The sequence below is a fragment of the Methylobacter luteus IMV-B-3098 genome (genome assembly GCF_000427625.1).
Taxonomy (GTDB): Bacteria; Pseudomonadota; Gammaproteobacteria; order Methylococcales; family Methylomonadaceae; genus Methylobacter; species Methylobacter luteus.
Map to the genome: position 1 here is coordinate 3,311,600 of NZ_KE386569.1, position 21,519 is coordinate 3,333,118.

Here is a 21,519-nt window from a genome sequence, read left to right on the forward strand (position 1 = left end):
TATATCCGGAGGAAACTAATTGTCCTCCAGTCTTAGGGAGCCCAATTCGCTTATTACGACTCATAGGTGAACAACGTGAAAATGAATAATTTGACGACAGGTGTGCTTGCGGCACTGCTGCTAGCCAGTCCCATAGCGGGAGCAGAAACTGAATATCCTGCATCCGACTTCAAACCGAAGGTTCTTTATAAGGATGCTGAATACAAACATACTCAGTCTTCTGCATCATCCGCTTCAGCCGAAAAATCCAAACCAGCTGCCGCAGAAACTACTAAACCAGATGCAAAATATCCTGCTGCAACTTTCAAGCCGGAAGTTGTTTATAAAGATGCTGAATATAAGCATACTCAGTCCGCTCCTAGTGCTCCAGCATCAAAATCAGCTTCTACTGAAGAATCAGGATCAACTGGCGCGGTAGCTACCACAGAAAAGAAAGAAGAACAATCAATGACTAACTATTTGGTCGGTTTAGGTGCTTTTGCACTGGCTGGACTGTTTTTCTTTGGTAGAAAACCTAAAGACCAAGTTGAAAAAGCTGCTCCTGTATATTCCAGAGACGCTAGTGGACTTACCGGTGTTGCCAGATATCTGAACGAGCAAGAAGCTGCTTCAGCAACTGGAGTTACCAAATATCTGAATAAACAGACTGCGTTTGAAGAACCAGCTGCAACTGCTACAGCTTCAGTAACTGGTGTTGCTAAGTATTTGGATAAAAAGTCAGAAGCAGATGTAACCGGAGTAGAAAAATATCTGCGCAAGCAAGGTTAATAACATACCTGAAATCCGGGGCATATCCGCTGCCTCAAATCCAAGAGAACTAGGTCCTTACTTATACAAGAGTGCCTTAAAGTGCTCGACTGGTGTGACTGCCCCCGAATATTCGAGGGCAGTGGCCTTCTTCTTGACGCGAAGCGGAAGAAATAAAAAGCGCTCAAGTTGCGTTGAGTTATCATCGACTGATATCAGATTCGTGTCAGCAGCATTCTATAAATAGATGCAGCAATCGTCGTCATATTTCGATTGAAATCGAATGGCTCCATTCCGGAAACATCGCTAATAAAATTGCAATTCCCGATATTTCTTAACTTAGGATTGAGGTAAGATATACGCCCGGATTTACTTCAATGGTGAATTCTCCGCCCACAGTCTAACTACTGCATTCCAATACGTTTAGATTATAATGAGCGGCTCTACGGATTTTTTTAAATTTGAAAACGAAAGGTACCATTTATGGCAAAGAATTTACTTGAACAACTGAGGGAAATGACTGTGGTTGTAGCCGATACCGGCGATATCCAGGCCATCGAAACTTTTAAACCACGCGATGCTACAACCAATCCCTCGTTGATTACTGCCGCCGCTCAAATGCCGCAATATCAAGGTATCGTTGATGATACGCTCAAAGGTGCTAGAGCAACATTGGGTAGCAGCGCATCGGCAGCAGAGGTAGCTAATCTCGCTTTCGAACGTCTGGCCGTTTCTTTTGGACATAAAATACTCGAAGTTATTCCAGGTCGTGTTTCCACTGAAGTAGACGCTCGTCTCTCTTATGATACCGAAGCCAGCATTGCTGTCGGCCGCGAATTAATTAAGATGTACGAAGAACAGGGCGTTTCCCGCGAGCGAGTACTTATCAAGATTGCTTCGACATGGGAAGGTATTCAGGCTGCGGCGGTTCTGGAAAAAGAAGGTATCCACTGTAACCTGACCTTATTGTTCGGTATTCATCAAGCGATTGCTTGCGCCGAGAATGGCATTACGCTGATTTCTCCGTTTGTCGGACGTATTCTTGACTGGTACAAAAAAGATACCGGCCGCGATTCTTACGCGCCTGCTGAAGATCCAGGCGTACTTTCAGTTACAGACGTGTATAACTATTACAAAAAATTCGGTTATAAAACTGAAGTCATGGGAGCCAGTTTCCGTAACATTGGCGAAATTACCGAGTTGGCAGGTTGCGACTTGTTAACTATTGCTCCGTCTTTATTAGGTGAATTGCAAGCTACCGAAGGTGAGTTGGTGCGTAAACTGGACCCGCAAAAAGCAGCCAGTGCATCTATCGAAAAAATCACTATGGACAAAGCTACTTTTGATCGCATGCATGCGGAAAACCGTATGGCTTCGGAAAAACTGTCAGAAGGTATCGAAGGTTTTACCAAAGCATTGGAAACGCTTGAGAAACTGCTTGAAGACAGATTGGCGGTACTTGAGGGCTAATATCCCTGAGTTATTCGGCTGTAGGTAGCTCATATCAATCACAACCGGATAAAATTTTCATTGCTCCCATGCTTGACGTGGGAGCAATGAATCATATTGAATCTGCGTTCCAACACGTCATATAAAATTTAAATATAGTTAATTTTGCGCCTTAGTCATTTAAGGCATGCCGAGTACTTTTGTCGTTTGCAATGACTATAAGCTTGCATTTCCGATCGCCGGGATAGTGCTTCGCTCAAGCATGGCATTAACTTCTTTATTGAGTTTTTCGCAATCTTTACCCGCACCGAAACATCGGATTAACCGGTTGTGGCTGCAAAGCCCTTTTCAATGCTGGTCATAATTTACTAGCCGGTTATGTCTTTATAAATACAAACAAACATTGTTGATCCTTACTTCTTTAAGGTTGTGCGGTCTCATTGATTTTGCGCCGCTTAACCTGAGCAGGGTCTGCTGTGATCTGGCGGTAGATTTCCACTCGATCGCCTTCCTGAACAGTAGCGTCTAATTTGGCAATCTTGCCGAAAATGCCGACTTTTTGCTGGGTCAAATCGATCTCAGGATAATGCGTTAATACGCCGGACAGATAAATGGTTTCTTCTACGGTACTGTTATCGGGTACTTCCAGCCGCATCCATAACTGTCTATCAGCCTGCGCGTAACAAACTCCTACATTCATTGTATTTCCTCCGGTATAGCTTCAGATAATAATGCTGCCTGAGCCTTGTTCGCGACTCGTTTCCGGTCCAGTAATCGTTTGCCAGCGATAATGAACGCCAGCATGATGAATCCGCCCGGTGGCAGTGCCATCAGCAGAAAGCCTTTGTAGTCAGGGATCAGGGTTAATTCGATAAATTTAAATCCATCGCCGAGCAACAAGGACGCGTTGGCAAACAATGTTCCGGCCGAGGAGATTTCCCGGGCTGCACCTAATACGACCAGAGCCATGGTGAAACCCAGCCCCATCATGAAGCCGTCCCATAAGGAGGGTGCGACAGGCTGTCTGGAAGCGAACGACTCGGCGCGCCCCAATATTGCACAGTTAGTGACGATCAGCGGGATAAAAAGGCCCAGTACTTTGTGCAGTTCATGCAGCCAGGCATTCATGACCATATCCACGACGGTCACTACTGCAGCGATTAACAGTACGAAAATGGGGATGCGGACTTCCGAGGGGATGAGTTGGCGCGTAACCGAAACGATGCCGTTAGTGCTGATCAGCACCGCTAATGTTGCCAGTCCCATGCCTAACCCATTAGTGGCGGTAACCGTAACTGCCAGCAAAGGGCACAATGCCAGGTACTGGCTGAATACGATATTATTGTCCCAGATGCCGTCCCGCATTATTTTTCGATAATTTTCAGACATATAACCGCCTTATGTTTAAGAGCCGACTAATTCGCTACGGTGCCGGTTGAAAAACTGCAATCCCCGGTGCGTGGCCTTGACGACTGCGCGGGGCGTAATGGTCGCGCCGGCAAACTGGTCGAAAACGCCTCCGTCCTTTTTGACCGCCCATTGCGCATCAGTGAGATTCAGCAGGGAGCGGCCACTGAAATCCAGTATCCAGTCTGATTTCACGACCTCGATCTTGTCGCCCAGGCCGGGCGTTTCGGCATGATTGATGACGCGCACGCCCAGGATTTGACCGTCGCGGTTTATGCCCATGACCATGCTGATCGCGCCCGAATAGCCGTCAGGCGCAGCCAGCTTGAAACAGACCGCAGTGGTTTGCCCCGCTTTCCTGGCGATATAGACTGTCGTTTCATCCGCGCCCAGGTTGTCCTCACCGGAAGGGACAGTCACCGTATCCTGTAGCAGATCATTATCATGCAACGTTGACGGTACAACTTCCGCCAGCGATTTCTGCAAATCTTCATCCAGCCGCTCCTGAATGGCTTCCAACGTACTGCAGTGGGTGACACCAAGCAGCAAACTGGCGATCAGGGCAAATCCGGCCAGAACACCGGTCTGAAATTCCAGCCTGGGCCTCAGCCGTTCAAGATTCGACGGGTCCAGCCAGCGTTTCAAGAGTTCCTTATAGATGGCTGCTTCTTCGATCAGCCACTTGATGTGGCCAGGATCAGATCTCATTGTTCACGCTCCTGTACGGTAATTTTCTGCTCCAAAGGCTTTCCGTTGCGATTGCGGCCGTATATTCTCGGCCGTATGTAATGATCTATCAGCGGCGTCGCCGCGTTCATGAGCAGCACGGCAAAACCGGCGCCCTCGGGATAAGTGCCCCAGGTGCGGATGACAAAGATCAACAGGCCGCACCCTGCGCCGAAAACGAGCTGTCCCGCCGGCGTGTTCGGCGATGTGACATAATCCGTGGCGATGAAAAACGCAGCGCACATTAAAGCCCCCGAGCTCAAGTGCACAAGCGGGGAAATGTAGTGCTGGCTGTCCAGCAGATGGAACACGCTCGACAATAACGTGACAGTCAATAATAAAGAAACTGGAATGTGCCATTTGATCACGCCCTGCCGGATCAGCCACACCCCGCCTAAGCCAAGCAGCAGCGCGGAAGTTTCGCCCAGACTGCCGCGTGTCCAGCCCAGGAAATTCAGAAAAATGGAATGATTCGCCAGGATGTCCGGCAGCCAGTGCTGTTGCGAAAATTCGGTCTTGATGTAGCCCAGCGTCGTTGCGCCAGTCATTGCGTCGGCAGAAGCAATGCTGCCCAGGCCGGAGAAGGTGATTGACCAGCTTTCGATAAAGTCGGGCGCCTGCGCTGAAAAAGCGGGCGCGACATTGGGCCATGTCGTCATTTCAATCGGAAACGAGATCAGCAGGGCGATTCTGGCTAGCATGGCAGGGTTGAACAGATTCTGCCCTAGCCCGCCATAAACCTGCTTGCCCAGGATAATCGCTATACCTGCGCCCGCGACGCCAATCCACCAGGGCGCCCACGGCGGCAACGTCATGGCGACCAGCCAGCCGGTCAATAGCGCAGAGCCGTCCATAATGGCAGGCTTGGCGATCCTGCCCGCCAGGCGCAGGCAGAAAGCCTCAAATAGAACGGCAGACAGCAGCGTGACGATGAACAGATTCAGGGCGGGCCAGCCAAAACAGAAAAGCCCGAACGCCGTCGCCGGCGATATGGCCAGTATCACCCGCCACATAATGTGCTGGACCGACGTGTTCGTCCCTATATGAGCGCCGCTGCTGGGCTTTCTGCTTGCAATCATGCCAATGTTCCTTGTTCGGTTTGTAAACGTTCTCTTTCGGCTTTGGCCGCCAGGCGCGCTTGTTCTTCTTCCTGTTGCAGTTTTTTGATGCGGGCCATGCGCTCATTGCGTTCATCCATCAGACGCTTGGTATGTTCCGATTTGTGTTGCGCCTGCTGTCTGGCCGCGAGTTCGCCGGTAGCGTATTTAAAATATTGCACCAGCGGAATGTTGGAGGGGCAGACATAAGAACAGGAGCCGCAACTGATACAGTCTCTAAGACCGATATCGACGGCCGCATCCAACTGATTGTTGCGAATCCGGTTGGCCATATCCAGCGGCAGCAAGCCGGCCGGGCAGGCGCTGACGCATTGCGCGCAGCGGATGCAAGGTTGCTGGGTCGTGTTTCTGATCTCTTCCTGAGTCAATGCCAGGATGCCGCTGGACGCCTTGACGACAGGCAGACGGCTATGCGGCAGGGCATCTCCCATCATCGGTCCGCCCATGACAATGCGTTTGGTTGCCGCTTGATTAACGCGGCAGAAAGCAAACAATTCGCTGATCAAGGTGCCGATGGGCACTTCGATATTCATAGGCAAGGCCACGGCGCCGCCCGAGACCGTCACGACGCGGCTGACCAGCGGTTGGCTGAAGCGGATGGCTCTGTGCACCGAATAGGCCGTGCCGACATTATGCATGATCACGCCGACATCGGCGGAGCGGCCGCCGGCCGGCACTTCTCTGCCTGTAAGATAGCGGATCAGCTGTCTGTCCCAGCCCATGGGGTAGCGGGTCGGCACTTGTTGCACTTTGATAAACGGGTAGGGGCCGGCGGCGTCCAGCATGGCCGCGTAGGCTTCGGGCTTGTTGTCCTCAATGCCGATAATCGCCTGTTCGGTCTCCATGCCATGCAGCATGAGTCGTATGCCATCGATAATGCCCAAGGCCCGCTCTTGCATCAGCCGGTCATCGCAGGTCAAATACGGCTCGCATTCACCGCCGTTGATCAGCAGCGTGTGTATCTTGCTTTCACGGCCCAGATTCAATTTGACGGCCGATGGAAAGGCAGCGCCCCCTAAGCCCACGATACCAGCCGCGCCGACGCGCAGGCTGATCTCTTCGGGAGCCAGCTGAAACGGGTCATCAATAGAAGAATATTCGATCCACTGGTCCTTCCCATCGGTTTCCACTACGACCGTGCGTATCGGCAGCGCGGAAGGGTGCGGCGCTGGATAATCATTGATATCGACAATCACGCCCGAACTCGATGCATGCACCGGCGCGGAAACCATGCCCTGGCTGTGGGCCAGCAGTTGCCCTTTCAGGACATGGTCGCCGACCCTGACCACCGGCTCCGCGGCTTTGCCGACATGCTGCTGCAACGGAATATAGAGCTTTTTGGGCAGCGGGAAATCAACCGCGATAGGTTTGCAGGACGTGTCGGCTTTATGTTCTTCGGCATGAACACCGCCGCGAATGCGCGGCCCTTTAAACAGACTGGATAGATTCAGCATGTGGCAGCTCCCTCGGCAACAGCCGGCTTGGGCCAGCGCCAGCTCCGCAAGGTGACTTCAACCGGATGCATTTGCAGACATTCGGTCGGGCAGACCGCCACGCATTTCTTGCAGCCGATACAGGCATCAGCGATGACGGCATGAATTTGTTTAGGCGCGCCTACGATCGCGTCGGTCGGGCAGAGCTTGAAGCAGCGCGTGCAACCGATGCAAGTGTCTTCACTGACACGGGCGACCAGCAGCTCAGGGTCCTGGACATCGTTCAGGTCGATTTCCACGCCGAGCAGTTTTGCCAGCTGCTCGGCTAGCGAACTGCCTCCGGGCGGGCACAACGTGGGCGGCGCCTCGCCTGCGGCCAGCGCTTCCGCGGCCGGTCTGCAACCCGGGTAACCGCATTGGCCGCACTGAGAGCCGGGCATTAACGCTTCCAGTTCATCGACGATCGGGTTGCTTTCAACTTTCAGATACCTGGCGGCGATACCGAGCAGCAAACCTAAAACAAGTCCTAATGTCGTTAAACTTACAATGGCAGTTAAAATGTACATGGTGTCCCCTCAAGCAGGCTATTTGTACAATCCAGCGAAACCCATGAAGGCCAGCGATAAAATCCCGGCCGTGATAAAAGCGATCGGCGTGCCGGCAAACAGGGCTGGCACGCTCATCAATGCCAGCCGCTCGCGCAGGCCCGCAAACAGCACCATGACCAGCGTAAAGCCGACAGCCGATCCGAAACCGAAAATCATACTTTGCATGAACCCGTACTGCGCCTGCACATTAAGCAAGGCCACGCCCAGGACCGCGCAATTGGTGGTAATCAAAGGCAGGAAAATGCCCAGTATCTGATACAGCACCGGACTGGTTTTATGGACCACCATCTCGGTGAACTGAACGACGGCGGCAATTACCAGAATAAAGGCCAGTATGCGCAGGAACTCAATATGGAACGGAGCCAGAATGAAATGCTCGATCATCCAGCTGGCGATGGCCGCCAGCGTCAACACAAAGGTGGTCGCCATCCCCATGCCCAATGCCGTATCCAGCTTATTGGATACGCCCATGAACGGGCAAAGTCCCAGGAACTTAACGAGAACTACGTTATTGACCAGCGCGGTGCCCAATAAAAGTAACAAATATTCACTCACTGTTTTTTCCAAGCTGTTTTTCACGCAATACAGCATCAAGCATGCCAAATTGACAAAAGCAGTGATTCTATAAGCAATATGGCTAAAAAAAGTGCGGTTATGCACCATATTGGTGCGTAAATTCTGTCGGAATTAAGACATAACGACACGGGCTGGAATTTCTGTGTCGTAAATCCTACATAGATCCGGGCCGACAATCGAGGCGCCAAAGATGATGGCGCATCTTTGAAGGTTCATTTTTTAATAACCCTACAAAAATTGGCTTCATTTTTGCTTGAGTGTGGAAGATATTGTTCAATTCCCTATAAAGCGTATGAAAACGTATGAAAAAAACTTCGTTGCAATTTTTGTGGACTCACAGTAATAAGGGCAAATGCATCAATGAAGAACTTGAAGCCATTATGCTCGGAGAGGACGTTGACAACAGAGGGCCTTGCGGGCTGTTCATTGAAACGGTCGAGCAGGCGCCCATCGCTATTTCCATTACCGATAGGAAAGCCCGCATCCTCTATGTGAATGAAGAATTCACCCGTGTCACCGGCTATGTGCCGGCCGATATTCTGGGCGAAAACGAATCCCTGCTATCGGACAAGTCCACGCCGCGTCATGTCTATTATGATCTATGGCATACCATCAGCGGCAAAAAAATATGGCACGGCCGGTTAATCAACCGACATAAGCTAGGCCATCGCTATCTCGCCGATTTGATTATTACGCCCATGCTGAACAGTCAAAAGGAAATCACGCACTATATCGGCATGCACCGGAATGTTACCAACGACTATGAGTCCGAGAAAAAAGTAACCAATCAAAAACTGCTGATTGAATCCGTGATCAATTCATCGCCTATTGCCATGGTTGTGCTCGATGATCAGGATCGGGTCATTCTGGATAATCAGCTGTATAAGGCACTGGTCAGCGATCTTGATAAAGGCGAGCCGGCGATCTATTTTTTGGAGTTGCTGCGCAATGAGATGGGAGAGTTATGGGAGCAATTGCAACTCGCCGAGCAAGGCTTCAATAACCGGGAATTCAGGGTGGAAACCCGAGGCCATCAAGGCGCGCGCTGGTTTTCCTGCGCCGGCAACTGGTTCGTGGAAAAGGAAATCAATGCCGACGCTTTTTTCGAAGACAATGCGAAACGCTATCTGGTACTGACCTTGACCGATATCACCAAGCAACGTCGTCAAATGGAAGAACTGCATATCCAGACCCTGAAAACCATGATGGTCGAAGATGAACGGGTGCGAGGCATCCGGGAGACACTGCTGGGTGCCATGCACCAGATTCAGATGCCGATGAATCAGATCAGAGCCGCGGAGCAGATTTTCCGGCACAAAGGTGACGCCCAGCATGACGGCCTGTTGCGGATTTTGCAGCAAATTCAGGCCTCGGGCGAAGAGGCCGTGTCCATGATGAAAAAATGCATTCCCCAGATTTACCAGGCGGCCGTTGTCCCGGTTAATCTCAATAAAATACTGCACGAGATGATGCTGCTCAGCGAGCCGCGTTTTCTGAGCCACGACATCGAAGTGCATTGGCAGCCCATGCAGGCGCTGCCGACGATTCTGGGTTCCGAAAATCGCCTGCGCATCCTGTTCAAGCAACTCATCGACAATGCGGTCGAAGCCATGGTTCAGTCCGACTGCGAGGAGCAGCGGCTTAGAATCATAACCGATTCCGATGCCGATCTGGTTTACGTCAGCATTGAAGACAGTGGGCCGGGAATCCCTGCCGACAAACGCGCCAAAGTATTCGAACCCTTTTATACGACAAGGCCCATGGGCGGCAATCAGGCCGGTATGGGACTGGTCATGGTCAAGGAAATCATCAACCAGCATCAGGGACTGATCGAGATAGACCCTAATTACAATCAGGGCTGCCGCTTTATTATCAGTTTTCCCATGCGCAGAGTATCGGCATAGAGAGTCAATAGAATGATTGAGCGTACAGATTTAATAGAAGCGGAACTGGACACTTTGTACTTGATCAGCCAGGTCTTGAACAGTACCCACGACTTGCAGGCCAAGCTACAGGGCGTGCTGGAAATTCTGCATAAGAGATCGGGCATGCGCTCCGGCATGATCACGTTGCGCGAGACAGAAAACAACGTGATGGTCGTCACGGCCGTACACAGCGACAGTCCCGTCAAACAGGTCCAGCCTGTCAGATATCAGCCCGGAGAAGGTCTGATCGGCGCCATACTGGACGCCGGCAGCACCATTGTCGTCGAAAAAGTCGCCGATGAGCCGCGTTTCCTGGGCAAGCTGGGACTGTATGATCCTGAACTGCCGTTCATTGGCTCGCCCATTTTCGTGGAGAAAAGTGAACTGGTCGGCGTGCTGGCCGCGCAGCCCACCAACAGCCTGTTCCTGGGCGAGCGCTCCCGGTTCATGGAGATGGTCGCCAATCTGATCGCGCAAAGCGTCAAGATGCTCCGGGTCATGGAACGCAAGCAGCGGGATCTGCTCAGCGAGCGGGATCACCTGAAACAGGCGCTGATCAAGAACTACAGCTTTGAAAACATCGTCGGGCACTCGCCGTCGATGCTGAAAGTGTTCGATTTGATCCGCCAGGTCGCCAAGTGGAATACTACTGTTCTGATACGCGGCGAGTCGGGCACGGGCAAGGAAGTCGTCGCCAACGCCATCCATTTCAACTCGGGCTGCGCCAGCGGGCCGTTCCTGAAACTCAACTGCGCGGCCCTGCCCGATACGCTGCTGGAGTCCGAGCTGTTCGGCCATGAGAAAGGCGCCTTCAGCGGCGCTCTGACGCAGCGCAAGGGGCGTTTCGAACTGGCTGACAACGGCACCCTGTTCCTCGACGAAATCGGCGAGATATCGGCCTCGTTCCAGGCCAAGCTGCTGCGCGTGTTGCAGGAAGGCGAATTCGAACGTGTGGGCGGCACCAAGACCATCAACGTCAACGTGCGCATCATCGCCGCGACCAACCGCAACCTGGAAGAGCAAGTCACCGAAGGCACGTTCCGGGAGGATTTGTATTACCGGCTGAATGTCATGCCCATACACATGCCGGCTTTGCGCGACAGAACCGAAGACATCCCGCAACTGGCCGAGTTTTTGCTGGGCAGAATCTCAGCCCAGCAAGGCGGACGTTACCTGGAAATCAAAGACAGCGCCATCCGAATCCTGATGAAGCACAACTGGCCCGGCAATGTCCGGGAACTGGCCAACCGCCTCGAGCGCGCCGCGATCATGAGCCCCAACGGCATTATCGACAGGGATGTCATGGTCAATACCGGACTCGAAGATGAAATCGGCCACCACGTCGTGCTTAAATCCCAGAAAACCCCGCCGGTCGATATCAACGATGAAACGCTCGATGACCGCGAGCGGGTGATCGCAGCGCTGGAGCAAAGCGGCTGGGTGCAGGCCAAGGCCGCGAGGCTGCTCAACATGACGCCGCGCCAGATCGCCTATCGTATCCAGGTGCTGGATATTACCATGAAGCAAATTTAACGAACGTAGACTGGGTTGATAAACCCAGCCTTCGAGACTAGCCTACAAGGAAAAACAATGACCATTTTATACGTGCAACACGATTATGCCGTTTTCGGTTTCGGTGAAACCCGGCAGGAAGCTATCGCCATGGCCGCGCAATGGCTAAAGGATGAAACCGGCAAGCAAGGCTGTTCGGTGGATTATGCGGAAAGCCTGTTGGTAACATCACCCAAACCCGGACAAATGACACTCTACCAAACGGCTGAAACCATCCCCGCAGGCGCCGAAAATTGGGGTGGTGAAGAGCTTCTGGAGTGGTATTTTGATGTAGCTTGAGGGCTGCTTGCGGTAATGCTGGAGCGGGTTTGTAACCCGCTTCATTGTCCGGTTGATTACAAAACCTGCCTGCATACCTGTTGCGTTTGCGACATCTCCCGCGTAAACAAGGCTAAAAATCAATAAAAAACTATATAAATCAATAGTATGAAATATTGGCACGGCCTATGCATTTACTTTATGCAAACATAACTTACGAGGTCAAATATTATGGAATTGCCAGTACTCAACGATACACCCAAAGCAGCAGGTGGATGTTCAGCAGGTTCCTGCGGTTCAACCGATGACCAAATGGATCAATTGCCCGACTCGATTCGGGAGAAAGTACAGAATCATCCCTGCTATTCGGAAGACGCGCACCACTATTTCGCCAGAATGCACGTGGCGGTGGCGCCGGCTTGTAACATTCAATGCCACTATTGCAACCGTAAATACGATTGCGCCAATGAATCGCGCCCTGGCGTGGTGTCCGAACTGCTGACGCCGGATCAGGCCGTTAAAAAGACCATGGCCGTGGCTGCCACGATTCCGCAAATGACGGTCCTGGGCATTGCCGGTCCCGGCGATCCGCTGGCCAATCCGGAACGCACATTCGAAACCTTCCGCCGTTTAAGCGAGGAAGCGCCCGATATCAAACTGTGCGTATCCACTAACGGCTTGGCTCTGCCCGATGCGGTTGAAGAGTTGTCCAAACACAATATCGACCATGTCACGATTACCATTAACTGCGTTGATCCTGAAATCGGTGCCAAGATTTATCCGTGGATCTTCTGGAACAACCGCCGTATCCATGGCGTCAAGGCTGCGAAAATCCTGATCGAACAGCAGCAAAAAGGTCTGGAAATGCTGATTGCCAAAGGCATCCTCGTCAAGGTCAACTCGGTCATGATTCCGGGCGTCAATGACAAGCATCTGGCGGAAGTCAGTAAAGTCGTCAAATCCAAGGGCGCGTTTTTGCACAACGTCATGCCGCTGATCGCCGAAGCCGAGCACGGCACGTTTTACGGTGTAATGGGGCAACGCGGTCCTACGCCCGACGAGCTTCAAGACCTTCAGGATGCCTGCTCCGGCGACATGAACATGATGCGCCACTGCCGCCAGTGCCGTGCCGATGCCGTAGGGTTGCTCGGCGAGGACCGCGGCGACGAATTCACACTGGACAAAATCGAAGAGATGGAAATCGATTACCAGGCGGCGATGGAAAAGCGCAAGGTTATTCATGAAGCCATACAGGCTGAAATGGACAGCAAGCGCCTGGAAAAGGCATCCAAGGCCGAACAGTTCAAACAGGAACCCAAGCTCGATACGCGTCCGGTGCTGATGGCCGTGGCGACCAGCGGACAGGGCCTCATTAACGTGCACTTCGGTCACGCCAAGGAATTTCTGATTTATGAGGCATCACCCGATGGCGTGCGCTTCATCAGTCATCGCAAGGCCGATCAGTATTGCGGTGGCGATACGACCTGCGGCGAGACTGAATCGACCCTGATGCGCACGATCAGGGCGCTGGAAGGCTGCGAAGCGGTGCTGTGTTCGAAAGTCGGCTATGAGCCCTGGGAGATGCTGGAAACGGCCGGTATCCAGCCGAACGGCGAGCATGCCATGGAGCCGATCGAGGATGCGGTCATGGCCGTGTACAAGGAAATGGCGGCGGCAGGCAAGCTGGATGCAAAACCTGACGCAGTTAGAGCGAGTGCATAACAACAGTTAGGGTGGGCGGTGCTTTTACACCCACCCTGCCAATTGGAACATTGTAGGGTACGCATCGCGTACCTTTTAAAAATGGTACGCGATGCGTACCCTACGATTCAGGAGTTTGTTTTATGGCAGTAAAAATTATTGAATCCTGCGTTAACTGCTTTGCCTGCGAACCAGTCTGTCCCAGCAAAGCCATTTATGAAGCCAAACCGCATTTTCGGGTCAACAGCAAGAAATGCACCGAATGCGAAGGCGACTATCCCGTTTATCAATGCGCCAGCATTTGCCCGATTGAAGGAGCGATACTCAACTCGCTGGGTGAGGCCATCAATCCGCCGGGGTCTTTGACCGGTATTCCGCCGGAAAAAATGGCCGAAGCGATGGCCGAGTTGCAGGCCCATTAAAAGGACGACAACTGTGGCTACGGTCTACTTCTACGAAAAACCCGGTTGCATCAACAACACCCGGCAAAAGAAGTTACTGACAGCGGCGGGTCATCAGGTTATCGCGAAAAATTTATTGACCGAGCCCTGGCAAAAGGAACGCTTGCGCGCCTTCTTCGGCAGCGAGCCCGTGCATCAGTGGTTTAATTACAGCGCGCCGGCGGTAAAAAACGGCGCGCTTGACCCTAATCAGATCTCTGAAGAGCAGGCTCTGGCCTTAATGCTGAAAGATCGGCTATTGATTCGCCGCCCCTTAATGCAGGTAGGCGATGCCAGGGTCGTGGGATTCGATCAGCACAAGGTCCATAACTGGATAGGGCTGACGGAAATTCTGGCCGGCTCGGACCTGGAAGGCTGTCCCCGGACATCCGGGACCGAACCGCACGACTGTCTGTCCGGTACAGTGGAAAAATAATCCCGGTTTTTCAAGGAATTGCTTATGTCCTCAGTCAGCCTTTCAAGTCCGCAACACAGAATCCTCCCTATCGTGGTCGGCCGGACTTGCCGGAAGCCGGCCCGGGATTAAGCCATACGAGGCCAATATCATGTCTATAGCGCTCAAACTTCAGGACAACAGGGAAATCCTCTACGCCCGGCTGAAATCGCAAGCGATAGCGACGCCTAACCACGAATGGCTGGCCTGCATGGTTTCCAGCTGGTGTTTGGGCAAAAGCGCTCTGCCGGACTACCTGGGGCTGGAGCCTTTACAGTTTAACGAACTGATCAGCCACTATTTTCCGGACTGCGGCATACCCGAACAGGCGCCCTCGGGCATACGGCAGGATTTCACCCGCATGCTCGAGAGAGATGATCTGGTCAACCTGCTCAAGCATTACAGCCTGCCTCATACTTTCGAAAACGACTACATCATCTCCATTATCGTGGCCGGCTGTCTGGGGAGCGATCACCTATGGCAGGATTTGGGCTTATGGAGCCGCTCCCAGTTGAGCGCCATGCTGTGCTGTAACTTTCCCGAACTGGCTGGCAAAAACGACAAGGACATGAAATGGAAAAAATTCCTGTATAAACAGCTCTGCGAAGCGGAAGGGCTGTATCTCTGCCGTGCGCCGTCCTGCGATGTCTGTAGCGATTACTCAAAATGCTATGGTCCTGAAGACTGAATAATAAATTGCGTGGGAATGTGGGGCGACGCCTAAAGCGTCTGTTGGCAGTCGCCTCCACAAATATTCACCCAAGCAAATTAACTGATCAACCGCGAAGTTCATGAAGAACATGAAGTTTTTATCCTGAGTTTCTTCGTGCTATTCGTGTCCTTCGTGGTTTTATGTTTTAACTTGACGCGGCAAAAGGCGACTGGAGTTGCCCCACACTTAATTTCCACCCAATACCCGCCAAAATTAGGCTTTCAACAAAGGCCACAATTATCGTAGACTTTTCCCTGCTGGGGCCAACCTCTTACAGTCGGTTTGGCTTGCCATACCAGATCAATAACCCGTCCTGACTTTTTTGGAGTGGAAAATAGTGGACAGAGAGAATTTACAGAAAAAACTGGATGAATTGTTGCCGGTGATAGAGTCCTTCAGGTTTGACGAACAATATGACAATGAAGAGCTTTACACCAATCTCAATATTCTGGAAGCCGATATCCGGGCCATACTGAAAGTACTGGCCAATCCCAAGCCCAACCCCTTCATGGTCGTTTAAAACGCCATGCCACGTAACGCGCCGGTAAAACGGTGCGTTAAGCCTGCCTTCCTATAGCCGCAAGGGCGCGACTTGGCCGGTCAGCCGGTAATTGCGGTAATCATCCAGCACCATCGCATGATCGAACGCCAGCTCGGCGGGAAGATTGTCGAACGTAAAAATGCCGCAATTTTTGGCGTCATCAGCCGCCACGGGCATGCCGTGCGCTTCGGCGACATAACAGGCCGTCACGGTATGATTGCGCGGATCGCGCTTGGGATTGGAATAGAGACCTAACAAAGCCGTCAGCCGGATATCGAGGCTGATTTCCTCCTTTGCCTCGCGCACGGCCGCCGATTCCATCGTCTCGCCGACATCGACAAACCCGCCCGGCACGGCCCAGCCATAAGGCGGATTGGCGCGCTCGATCAAAACAAACGGCCGCCCGGGCAGATCGATCAGCTCAATCAAGGTATCGGCGGCGAGCAACGGCGTAACGGGTTTGTACATAATGGCTCCTGACAGCAAACGGTAGTGAATAACGGCCGGCTTGATCGGGCCGTTTTGGGAAGTGTTGAGTATAAAGTATTCGAAGCCGGGGATGGTGGCGAATTGCTCTGATCATGCATTGGCTTAAAGGGCCTCGTTTGCTATTAAGCGAAGTAAATTGTTTAATAAGCACCAGCTAGCTGTTTAGTCTTAAGATAATATGAATTTTATCGTTCATCTGAGCACATTTCTGGAGATGGCGATGAAGCGCGGTAGACTGGGCTGATAAACCCGGCAATTCACCGCCTCGATATGCCGGGTTTCCGCAAAGCTCCAACCCAGCCTACTTTCGCCCCAACGCGATAAGGCGCAATTCATAGGGCGCAATAGGCTCTAGCCGTATTGCGCCGCATGTTGGCCTTTAACCATTCGGCGCATTACGCTGACGCTAATGCGCCCTATACGCTGAAATCGCCATATTGACAACTACAATGAATACCAAAGTTCGCGCATCCTCTTCAAAATCATCGATTTTCATCCTTGTGCTGAAAACTTTGTTGTCTCGCCTAGGAAAGGTCACGGTGAGTGGCGTTGAGTACTTGGACGGTCAGGAAGGAAAAGTCGTGGTATGCAATCACATAGGCTGGGCAGATCCGCTGTGGATGGGGTATTCCGCCATGCCGCACACTTTGCATCAAATGGCCAAAAAGGAACTCTTCAAGAACCCTGTCATCGGTTGGCTCGTCCGGAGTGGCGGTGGGTTCCCGATCGATCGTGGCCGGCCTTCCGCCGCGACCATCAAGCAAGTGATTTCGCTCGTGGAACAAGGCAAACTTGTTCTCGTTTTTCCTAATGGCACGCGCACCCGCGATCAAGTCGAAGCAAAGCGAGGCGCAGCAACCATAGCCTTGCATGCCAAGGCGCAAATTATCCCCGCGCATTACGAAGGGCCGGAACAAATCCGCTTCATTCATCTACTTCGCCGTCCAGCTATTCGCGTCACGTTTGGGGCTCCCGTCGTAATACCCTCGGACGAGCCCATTGATAGACAGACGGCTTTAAGGTTAACGACAGAACTCGATGAAGCCATGAATAGCCTCTCTCAAGCACGGTAGGCTGGGTTGATAAACCCGGCAATTCACCGCTTCAATATGCCGGGTTTCCGCAAAGCTCCAACCCAGCCTACTCAGTCAGAAAATGTGGCACGCGGCGCGTATCTTACTGACTATCCCTTGATGATTGAGCGCAGATGAATAAAATTGTTAGATCTCAACAAAAAAGGAAACACAGTCCATGAATGAAATAACAGAAACAGCCGAACGCCCGACATCAATAACAGCCATCTGTGTGCTTGGCTTCATTGGGGCATTAATATCAGTACCTTTGATTTTCTCACCCGTAGCGCAGCAAATTGGTTTTGGGTATCTGCTATACCTGGGGCTTTCGTCCTTCATGGCTCTAGTGTGTATGCTCGGGTTGTGGATGATGAAAAAATGGGCCGTTTATACCTACACAGGTCTTATAGCGCTCAACCAGATTTTTTTGCTTGCAATGGGACTATGGAGCGCCATGGCGCTGCTTATGCCGGCTGTGGTTATATTCTTTGCACTAAAGCATGCTTCCAAAATGTCATGATCTTCAAATAGCCAAGCATCCCGGGAAGGCGGCTCCCAAGCGTTTTCGACGGCCGGCAAGGCGTCCCACTGGTCCGGCGATGTCATAACGCCAGATGTTGTCGATCACGTCGCCGGCAACCTTCGGCACCAGGTTGTTCACCGCCGGCGCGATCAGCACGGTAGGCTGGGTTGATAAACCCAGCAATTTACCGCTCCGATATGCCGGGTTTCCGCAAAGCTGCAACCCAGCCTGCTTTCGCCCCAAGGCCGCACTTTCACCCCAGCCCTTTGTCTTAACAGTAATAATGACACTGAAGGCGGGCAATGAAACACATAGTATGGTATTCGAACCTGGCTCACTGGACTTTGACGCTTACAGGAAAATGTGTGCCATGCATATCGAGGAAAAGGTAGCCTTTCTCCGACGGCCGGAGATCTATCCGGACAGACCGGAACGCGTGGAGGTCATCAAAACCCACATGTCCTGGGTTTTTTTAACCGAAAGGCTGGTTTACAAGCTGAAGAAGCCCGTTCGATATGATTACCTGGACTTCAGCACCCTGGAGGACAGGCGCAGGAATTGTGAAAACGAGGTGCGCCTCAACCGGCGGTTGGCCGAACACGTTTATCTCGGCACCGTGCCGCTCACGCTAGAAGCGGATGGCGGCCTGAAACTGGATGGTGAAGGCCGGGTGGTGGATTGGCTGGTCAAAATGCGCCGCTTGCCTGCCGATCGCATGCTCGATGTTACGATTCGTGAAGGCACGGTCGATGCCGAGGACGTGCGGAAGCTGAGCCAGGTGCTGGCCAGCTTCTATCGGCTTTCTCCTTCCTTAGCCATAAGCCCGGCCGAATATCGGCACAGCTTCGAGGCGGATATTCAAAGCAATCTGATCGAATTGAGCGACAGCCGGTACGCTTTGCCCAGAGTGCTGGTGGACCGTCTCATGGCGGCGCAAAGGCAATTTCTATCGGAACAGGGGTGTCTTCTTGAGCAACGGGCAGAGGACGGGCGCATCATCGATGCGCACGGCGACCTCAGGCCGCAGCACATCTGCTTGACCCCCGAGCCGGTGATCATCGATTGCCTGGAGTTCAACCGGCAGTTCCGCATCCTCGATCCAGTCGATGAGTTGGCCTATCTGGCCCTGGAATGCGAGCGTCTGAGTGCGCCCGCCATCGGTGACCACGTACTGAGACACTACAAGAAAGCAGCCGGCGATGCTTGCCCCATTGAGCTGATAGTGTTTTACAAGGCTTTCCGCGCCTGTTTGCGCGCCAAGATCGCGGTATGGCACACCGTGGACCATGATGTTCAGGATCATCAGCATTGGCTCCGCCTTGCCCGAACCTATCTCGACCGGGCAGAGCAGTATATGCGCCGTTGGTAACGGTTAAAGGAACTCTACGATGGAACCGCTGGTATGGATATGTCGAATGGCGTCCGCCAGTAATGGCGCAACATCCAATACCGTCAGCCGATTGCGCGCGAGTTCCGGATCGAGCCGGAACGGCGGGAGCGTATTGGTGACCACCAGGCTATCCAGGGCGGGATCGGCCACGACCTGATCGGCCTTGCCCACGAAAATGCCATGGGAAGCGGCGGCATAAACACTTTGCGCGCCCTGTCTGCGGCAGGCGTGTGCGGTACGTGAGATCGTGCCGCCGGTGCTGATCATGTCGTCGATGATGATGGCGGCTTTGCCGTTGACGTCGCCCACCAACGCTTCGCCGCTGACGATCCCGGCGCTGCGCTGCTTCTCCATGAAGGCGCTGCCTGCGGGCCTGCTCAGGCGTTGGTTCAGAGCCTCGCGAAACAATTCCGCCCGTTTGACGCCACCCACGTCGGGCGAGACCACGACCACCTCCGCGTTGCTGATGTGGGCGGCAAAATAGTCGACGAACAACTCCTTGGCTTCCAGATGGTCCGTCGGGCAGCGGAAGGCGTTTTGAAAAGCGGCCAGGTTATGCACGTCGAGGGTCAGCACCCGATCGGTTCCCACAGCCTCCAGCAGTTGCGCCACGTAGCGGGTCGTCACCGGATCACGCGTTTTGGTTTTTCTGTCTTTGCGCGCATAGCCGAGGTAGGGCAGGACGGCGGTCACCGATCGCGCCGAGGCATCCTTCAGGGCGCCGATGAAAAACAGCAGGCGGCACAGCTTGTCGTTGACGCTTTTTCCAGGCTCGCTGTACAGCGACTGGATCACGAAGACATCGCAACCTCGCACGCTTTCCAGGGGGCGCGTCTTGTGCTCGCCGTCTTCGAAGTCTCTTTCCTCGTGCGGACTCAGCGGTATACCGAGAGCCGCTCCGATGCTCTCTCCGAGCGATCGGCTTTCGCTCAACGCAAACAGTCGCATCGCATCGAGATTCATGAGCCGGCCAGATAGCGCAGAAACCAGTCGCGGGTGAGCTCTGCCACCTGTTCCAGTTTGCCTGGTTCCTCGAACAGATGTGTGGCGCCGGGAACTATCTCCAGGCGATGTCTAACCAGCAATTTCGCGGCTGCCTGCTGATTGAGCTCGATCACCACACTGTCCTTTCCACCCACGATCAACAGCGTAGGCGCCCTAACCCGCGCAAGATGGCGCAAGGCCAGATCCGGCCGTCCGCCTCGCGAGACCACAGCGGCCACTCTGCCGGTGCGCGCCGCGGCTGCGCCCAGTGCCGCGGCCGCGCCGGTGCTGGCCCCGAACAGCCCAATGGGAAAACCGGCTGTTTGGGCATTTTGTCTTGCCCAATCGACCACGCCAATCAGCCGGCCGGTCAGCAAATCGATATTGAAGCGAAATTCGCGTGTGCGCAGATCAATGTCTTCCTCCTCCGAAGTCAAAAGATCGAACAGCAACGTGGCAAGCCCGGCCTCGTTCAGGAATTCGGCCACGAAACGATTGCGCTGGCTGAACCGGCTGCTGCCGCTGCCATGGGCGAACACGACCAGGCCCTTTGCAGGTTCAGGAATGGTAAGGCTGCCGTCAAGTGAGATCTTTTCAAAGGTTATGCTGACATCAATGGAGGCCGGCGGTGCGGGATTAGTCATGGCTGCTCCGTGAAGTTTGGGGAACCGAATTCCGTAGCCCAGGCGCGTGTGAGCAGAGATTTGACTTCATCATCGCTGGTCTGCGAAAAATCCCCGTACCAGCGACCGACGGCCAGAAATGGCTCGGGCATGGCCAGGCAGACCACCTCATCGGCCTCCTCTTTTAGCACCTCTACCGTATCAGGCGGGGCTACAGGTATGGCGACTATGATGGAAGCGGGATTTCGTCGCTTCAAGGCGGCGACAGCGGCGCGCATGCTGGCTCCAGTAGCCAGACCGTCGTCCACCAGAATCACGTGGCGATTCTGAACTACGGGCGGCGCATGATCGCCCCGATAGGCCCGTTCGCGCCGCTCCAGTTCTTGTTGCTCTCTTTTAGTGACGGCGGCTATGAGCTCCGGATCAATAAGAAGTCTCCCCACCAAATCGGAATTGAGCACGCTCACGCCGCCGCTGGCGATTGCTCCCATGGCCAATTCCTCATGGCCGGGCGTTCCCAGTTTGCGCACCAGCATGATATCCAGCGATGCGTTAATCACCTTGGCGGCCTCGAACCCTACGGGGACTCCGCCGCGGGGCAAGGCAAGGACAATCACGTCCGGCCGGTTGGCATACTTGGCCAGCGCCTGTCCCAGCAGACGTCCGGCGTAGACTCGGTTTTCAAATGGCAGTTTCAAGGTGGTTTCCTCTACGCAGCACCAAAGATGTCTCTATGACCGCTACAACCCCTTTACCTATCCCCACACGAT

25 protein-coding genes are annotated in these 21,519 nt (G+C 53.3%); 13 read left to right on the plus strand and 12 right to left on the minus strand.

Features of this window, described 5'->3' with window-relative positions:
• The first annotated feature begins 75 nt into the window (after positions 1 to 75).
• Entirely contained in the window at positions 76 to 768 is a 693-nt protein-coding gene (locus tag METLU_RS0117505) for a hypothetical protein (protein WP_155920617.1), read from the plus strand.
• Between the two features lie 462 nt (positions 769 to 1,230).
• Positions 1,231 to 2,217, plus strand: coding sequence for a transaldolase (locus METLU_RS0117510; RefSeq protein ID WP_027159358.1), 987 nt, complete (start codon positions 1,231 to 1,233; stop codon positions 2,215 to 2,217).
• A 400-nt stretch (positions 2,218 to 2,617) separates the two neighbouring features.
• Here METLU_RS0117510 and METLU_RS0117515 read toward each other — a convergent pair whose 3' ends face one another.
• The 7 genes from METLU_RS0117515 to rsxA are packed head-to-tail and all read right to left on the minus strand — an operon-like array spanning position 2,618 to position 8,043.
• Positions 2,618 to 2,896, minus strand: a complete 279-nt coding sequence (locus METLU_RS0117515) for an RnfH family protein (RefSeq protein WP_027159359.1) — start codon at positions 2,894 to 2,896, stop codon at positions 2,618 to 2,620.
• Complete coding sequence (locus tag METLU_RS0117520; protein WP_027159360.1) at positions 2,893 to 3,585, minus strand: electron transport complex subunit E; 693 nt, start codon at positions 3,583 to 3,585, stop codon at positions 2,893 to 2,895. Before METLU_RS0117520 ends, METLU_RS0117515 begins: the two co-directional genes overlap by 4 nt.
• A 15-nt stretch (positions 3,586 to 3,600) precedes the next feature.
• Positions 3,601 to 4,311, minus strand: a complete 711-nt coding sequence (rsxG, locus tag METLU_RS0117525; RefSeq protein WP_027159361.1) for an electron transport complex subunit RsxG — start codon at positions 4,309 to 4,311, stop codon at positions 3,601 to 3,603.
• Positions 4,308 to 5,408 (minus strand): RnfABCDGE type electron transport complex subunit D, encoded by a 1,101-nt coding sequence (locus METLU_RS0117530; protein ID WP_027159362.1) that lies wholly within the window; start codon positions 5,406 to 5,408, stop codon positions 4,308 to 4,310. The genes rsxG and METLU_RS0117530 overlap by 4 nt, the downstream gene beginning before the upstream one ends.
• Positions 5,405 to 6,901: an electron transport complex subunit RsxC gene (gene rsxC / locus METLU_RS0117535; RefSeq protein WP_036243245.1), complete on the minus strand. Its 1,497-nt coding sequence runs from the start codon at positions 6,899 to 6,901 to the stop codon at positions 5,405 to 5,407. The genes METLU_RS0117530 and rsxC overlap by 4 nt, the downstream gene beginning before the upstream one ends.
• Positions 6,895 to 7,446 carry an electron transport complex subunit RsxB gene (gene rsxB / locus METLU_RS0117540; RefSeq protein WP_027159364.1) on the minus strand — a complete coding sequence of 184 codons (552 nt, stop codon included), beginning with the start codon at positions 7,444 to 7,446 and terminating at the stop codon, positions 6,895 to 6,897. Before rsxB ends, rsxC begins: the two co-directional genes overlap by 7 nt.
• An 18-nt stretch (positions 7,447 to 7,464) precedes the next feature.
• Positions 7,465 to 8,043, minus strand: coding sequence for an electron transport complex subunit RsxA (rsxA, locus tag METLU_RS0117545; protein ID WP_027159365.1), 579 nt, complete (start codon positions 8,041 to 8,043; stop codon positions 7,465 to 7,467).
• Between the two features lie 323 nt (positions 8,044 to 8,366).
• On the opposite strand from rsxA, the gene nifL reads away from it, so the two are divergent.
• The 8 genes from nifL (at position 8,367) to METLU_RS0117585 (ending at position 15,646) form a co-directional block, all read left to right on the plus strand.
• Entirely contained in the window at positions 8,367 to 9,968 is a 1,602-nt protein-coding gene (nifL, locus tag METLU_RS0117550; protein WP_027159366.1) for a nitrogen fixation negative regulator NifL, read from the plus strand.
• A gap of 12 nt (positions 9,969 to 9,980) precedes the next feature.
• On the plus strand, positions 9,981 to 11,522 hold the full coding sequence (gene nifA / locus METLU_RS0117555) for a nif-specific transcriptional activator NifA (RefSeq protein ID WP_027159367.1): 1,542 nt from the start codon (positions 9,981 to 9,983) through the stop codon (positions 11,520 to 11,522).
• Between the two features lie 57 nt (positions 11,523 to 11,579).
• The gene (locus METLU_RS0117560) at positions 11,580 to 11,840 is read left to right on the plus strand and encodes a hypothetical protein (protein WP_027159368.1); all 261 of its coding nucleotides are present in this window, start codon (positions 11,580 to 11,582) and stop codon (positions 11,838 to 11,840) included.
• A 210-nt stretch (positions 11,841 to 12,050) separates the two neighbouring features.
• Positions 12,051 to 13,541, plus strand: a complete 1,491-nt coding sequence (nifB, locus tag METLU_RS0117565; protein ID WP_027159369.1) for a nitrogenase cofactor biosynthesis protein NifB — start codon at positions 12,051 to 12,053, stop codon at positions 13,539 to 13,541.
• Between the two features lie 122 nt (positions 13,542 to 13,663).
• A complete protein-coding gene (locus METLU_RS0117570) occupies positions 13,664 to 13,942 on the plus strand; it encodes a 4Fe-4S dicluster domain-containing protein (RefSeq protein WP_027159370.1) in 279 nt (92 codons plus the stop codon).
• Positions 13,943 to 13,955: 13 nt separating this feature from the next.
• Positions 13,956 to 14,396: an ArsC/Spx/MgsR family protein gene (locus tag METLU_RS25745; protein WP_051299967.1), complete on the plus strand. Its 441-nt coding sequence runs from the start codon at positions 13,956 to 13,958 to the stop codon at positions 14,394 to 14,396.
• A 130-nt stretch (positions 14,397 to 14,526) separates the two neighbouring features.
• Positions 14,527 to 15,102 (plus strand): nitrogen fixation protein NifQ, encoded by a 576-nt coding sequence (locus tag METLU_RS0117580; protein ID WP_027159371.1) that lies wholly within the window; start codon positions 14,527 to 14,529, stop codon positions 15,100 to 15,102.
• A 361-nt stretch (positions 15,103 to 15,463) separates the two neighbouring features.
• Positions 15,464 to 15,646 (plus strand): hypothetical protein, encoded by a 183-nt coding sequence (locus tag METLU_RS0117585; RefSeq protein ID WP_027159372.1) that lies wholly within the window; start codon positions 15,464 to 15,466, stop codon positions 15,644 to 15,646.
• Positions 15,647 to 15,697: 51 nt separating this feature from the next.
• Here METLU_RS0117585 and METLU_RS0117590 read toward each other — a convergent pair whose 3' ends face one another.
• Positions 15,698 to 16,135, minus strand: a complete 438-nt coding sequence (locus METLU_RS0117590) for an NUDIX domain-containing protein (RefSeq protein ID WP_027159373.1) — start codon at positions 16,133 to 16,135, stop codon at positions 15,698 to 15,700.
• A gap of 470 nt (positions 16,136 to 16,605) precedes the next feature.
• Between METLU_RS0117590 and METLU_RS25750 the strand changes: the two genes are divergently transcribed.
• A complete protein-coding gene (locus tag METLU_RS25750) occupies positions 16,606 to 17,229 on the plus strand; it encodes a lysophospholipid acyltransferase family protein (RefSeq protein ID WP_081679132.1) in 624 nt (207 codons plus the stop codon).
• A gap of 178 nt (positions 17,230 to 17,407) precedes the next feature.
• On the plus strand, positions 17,408 to 17,749 hold the full coding sequence (locus METLU_RS0117600; RefSeq protein ID WP_027159374.1) for a hypothetical protein: 342 nt from the start codon (positions 17,408 to 17,410) through the stop codon (positions 17,747 to 17,749).
• A 3-nt stretch (positions 17,750 to 17,752) separates the two neighbouring features.
• Here METLU_RS0117600 and METLU_RS0117605 read toward each other — a convergent pair whose 3' ends face one another.
• Positions 17,753 to 17,935: a hypothetical protein gene (locus METLU_RS0117605; RefSeq protein WP_155920619.1), complete on the minus strand. Its 183-nt coding sequence runs from the start codon at positions 17,933 to 17,935 to the stop codon at positions 17,753 to 17,755.
• 133 nt (positions 17,936 to 18,068) lie between these two features.
• On the opposite strand from METLU_RS0117605, the gene METLU_RS0117610 reads away from it, so the two are divergent.
• Positions 18,069 to 19,121: a hypothetical protein gene (locus tag METLU_RS0117610; protein ID WP_231383639.1), complete on the plus strand. Its 1,053-nt coding sequence runs from the start codon at positions 18,069 to 18,071 to the stop codon at positions 19,119 to 19,121.
• Between the two features lie 3 nt (positions 19,122 to 19,124).
• Here the strand turns inward: METLU_RS0117610 and METLU_RS0117615 are convergent, their stop codons facing one another.
• From METLU_RS0117615 to METLU_RS28760, 3 genes are read right to left on the minus strand one after another with little or no spacing between them, the layout of a single operon-like run.
• Complete coding sequence (locus METLU_RS0117615; protein WP_027159377.1) at positions 19,125 to 20,105, minus strand: ribose-phosphate diphosphokinase; 981 nt, start codon at positions 20,103 to 20,105, stop codon at positions 19,125 to 19,127.
• Positions 20,102 to 20,770, minus strand: a complete 669-nt coding sequence (locus METLU_RS28755; RefSeq protein WP_036243248.1) for a dienelactone hydrolase family protein — start codon at positions 20,768 to 20,770, stop codon at positions 20,102 to 20,104. The genes METLU_RS0117615 and METLU_RS28755 overlap by 4 nt, the downstream gene beginning before the upstream one ends.
• Positions 20,767 to 21,447: a phosphoribosyltransferase gene (locus METLU_RS28760; protein WP_027159379.1), complete on the minus strand. Its 681-nt coding sequence runs from the start codon at positions 21,445 to 21,447 to the stop codon at positions 20,767 to 20,769. Before METLU_RS28760 ends, METLU_RS28755 begins: the two co-directional genes overlap by 4 nt.
• Positions 21,448 to 21,519 lie beyond the last annotated feature (72 nt).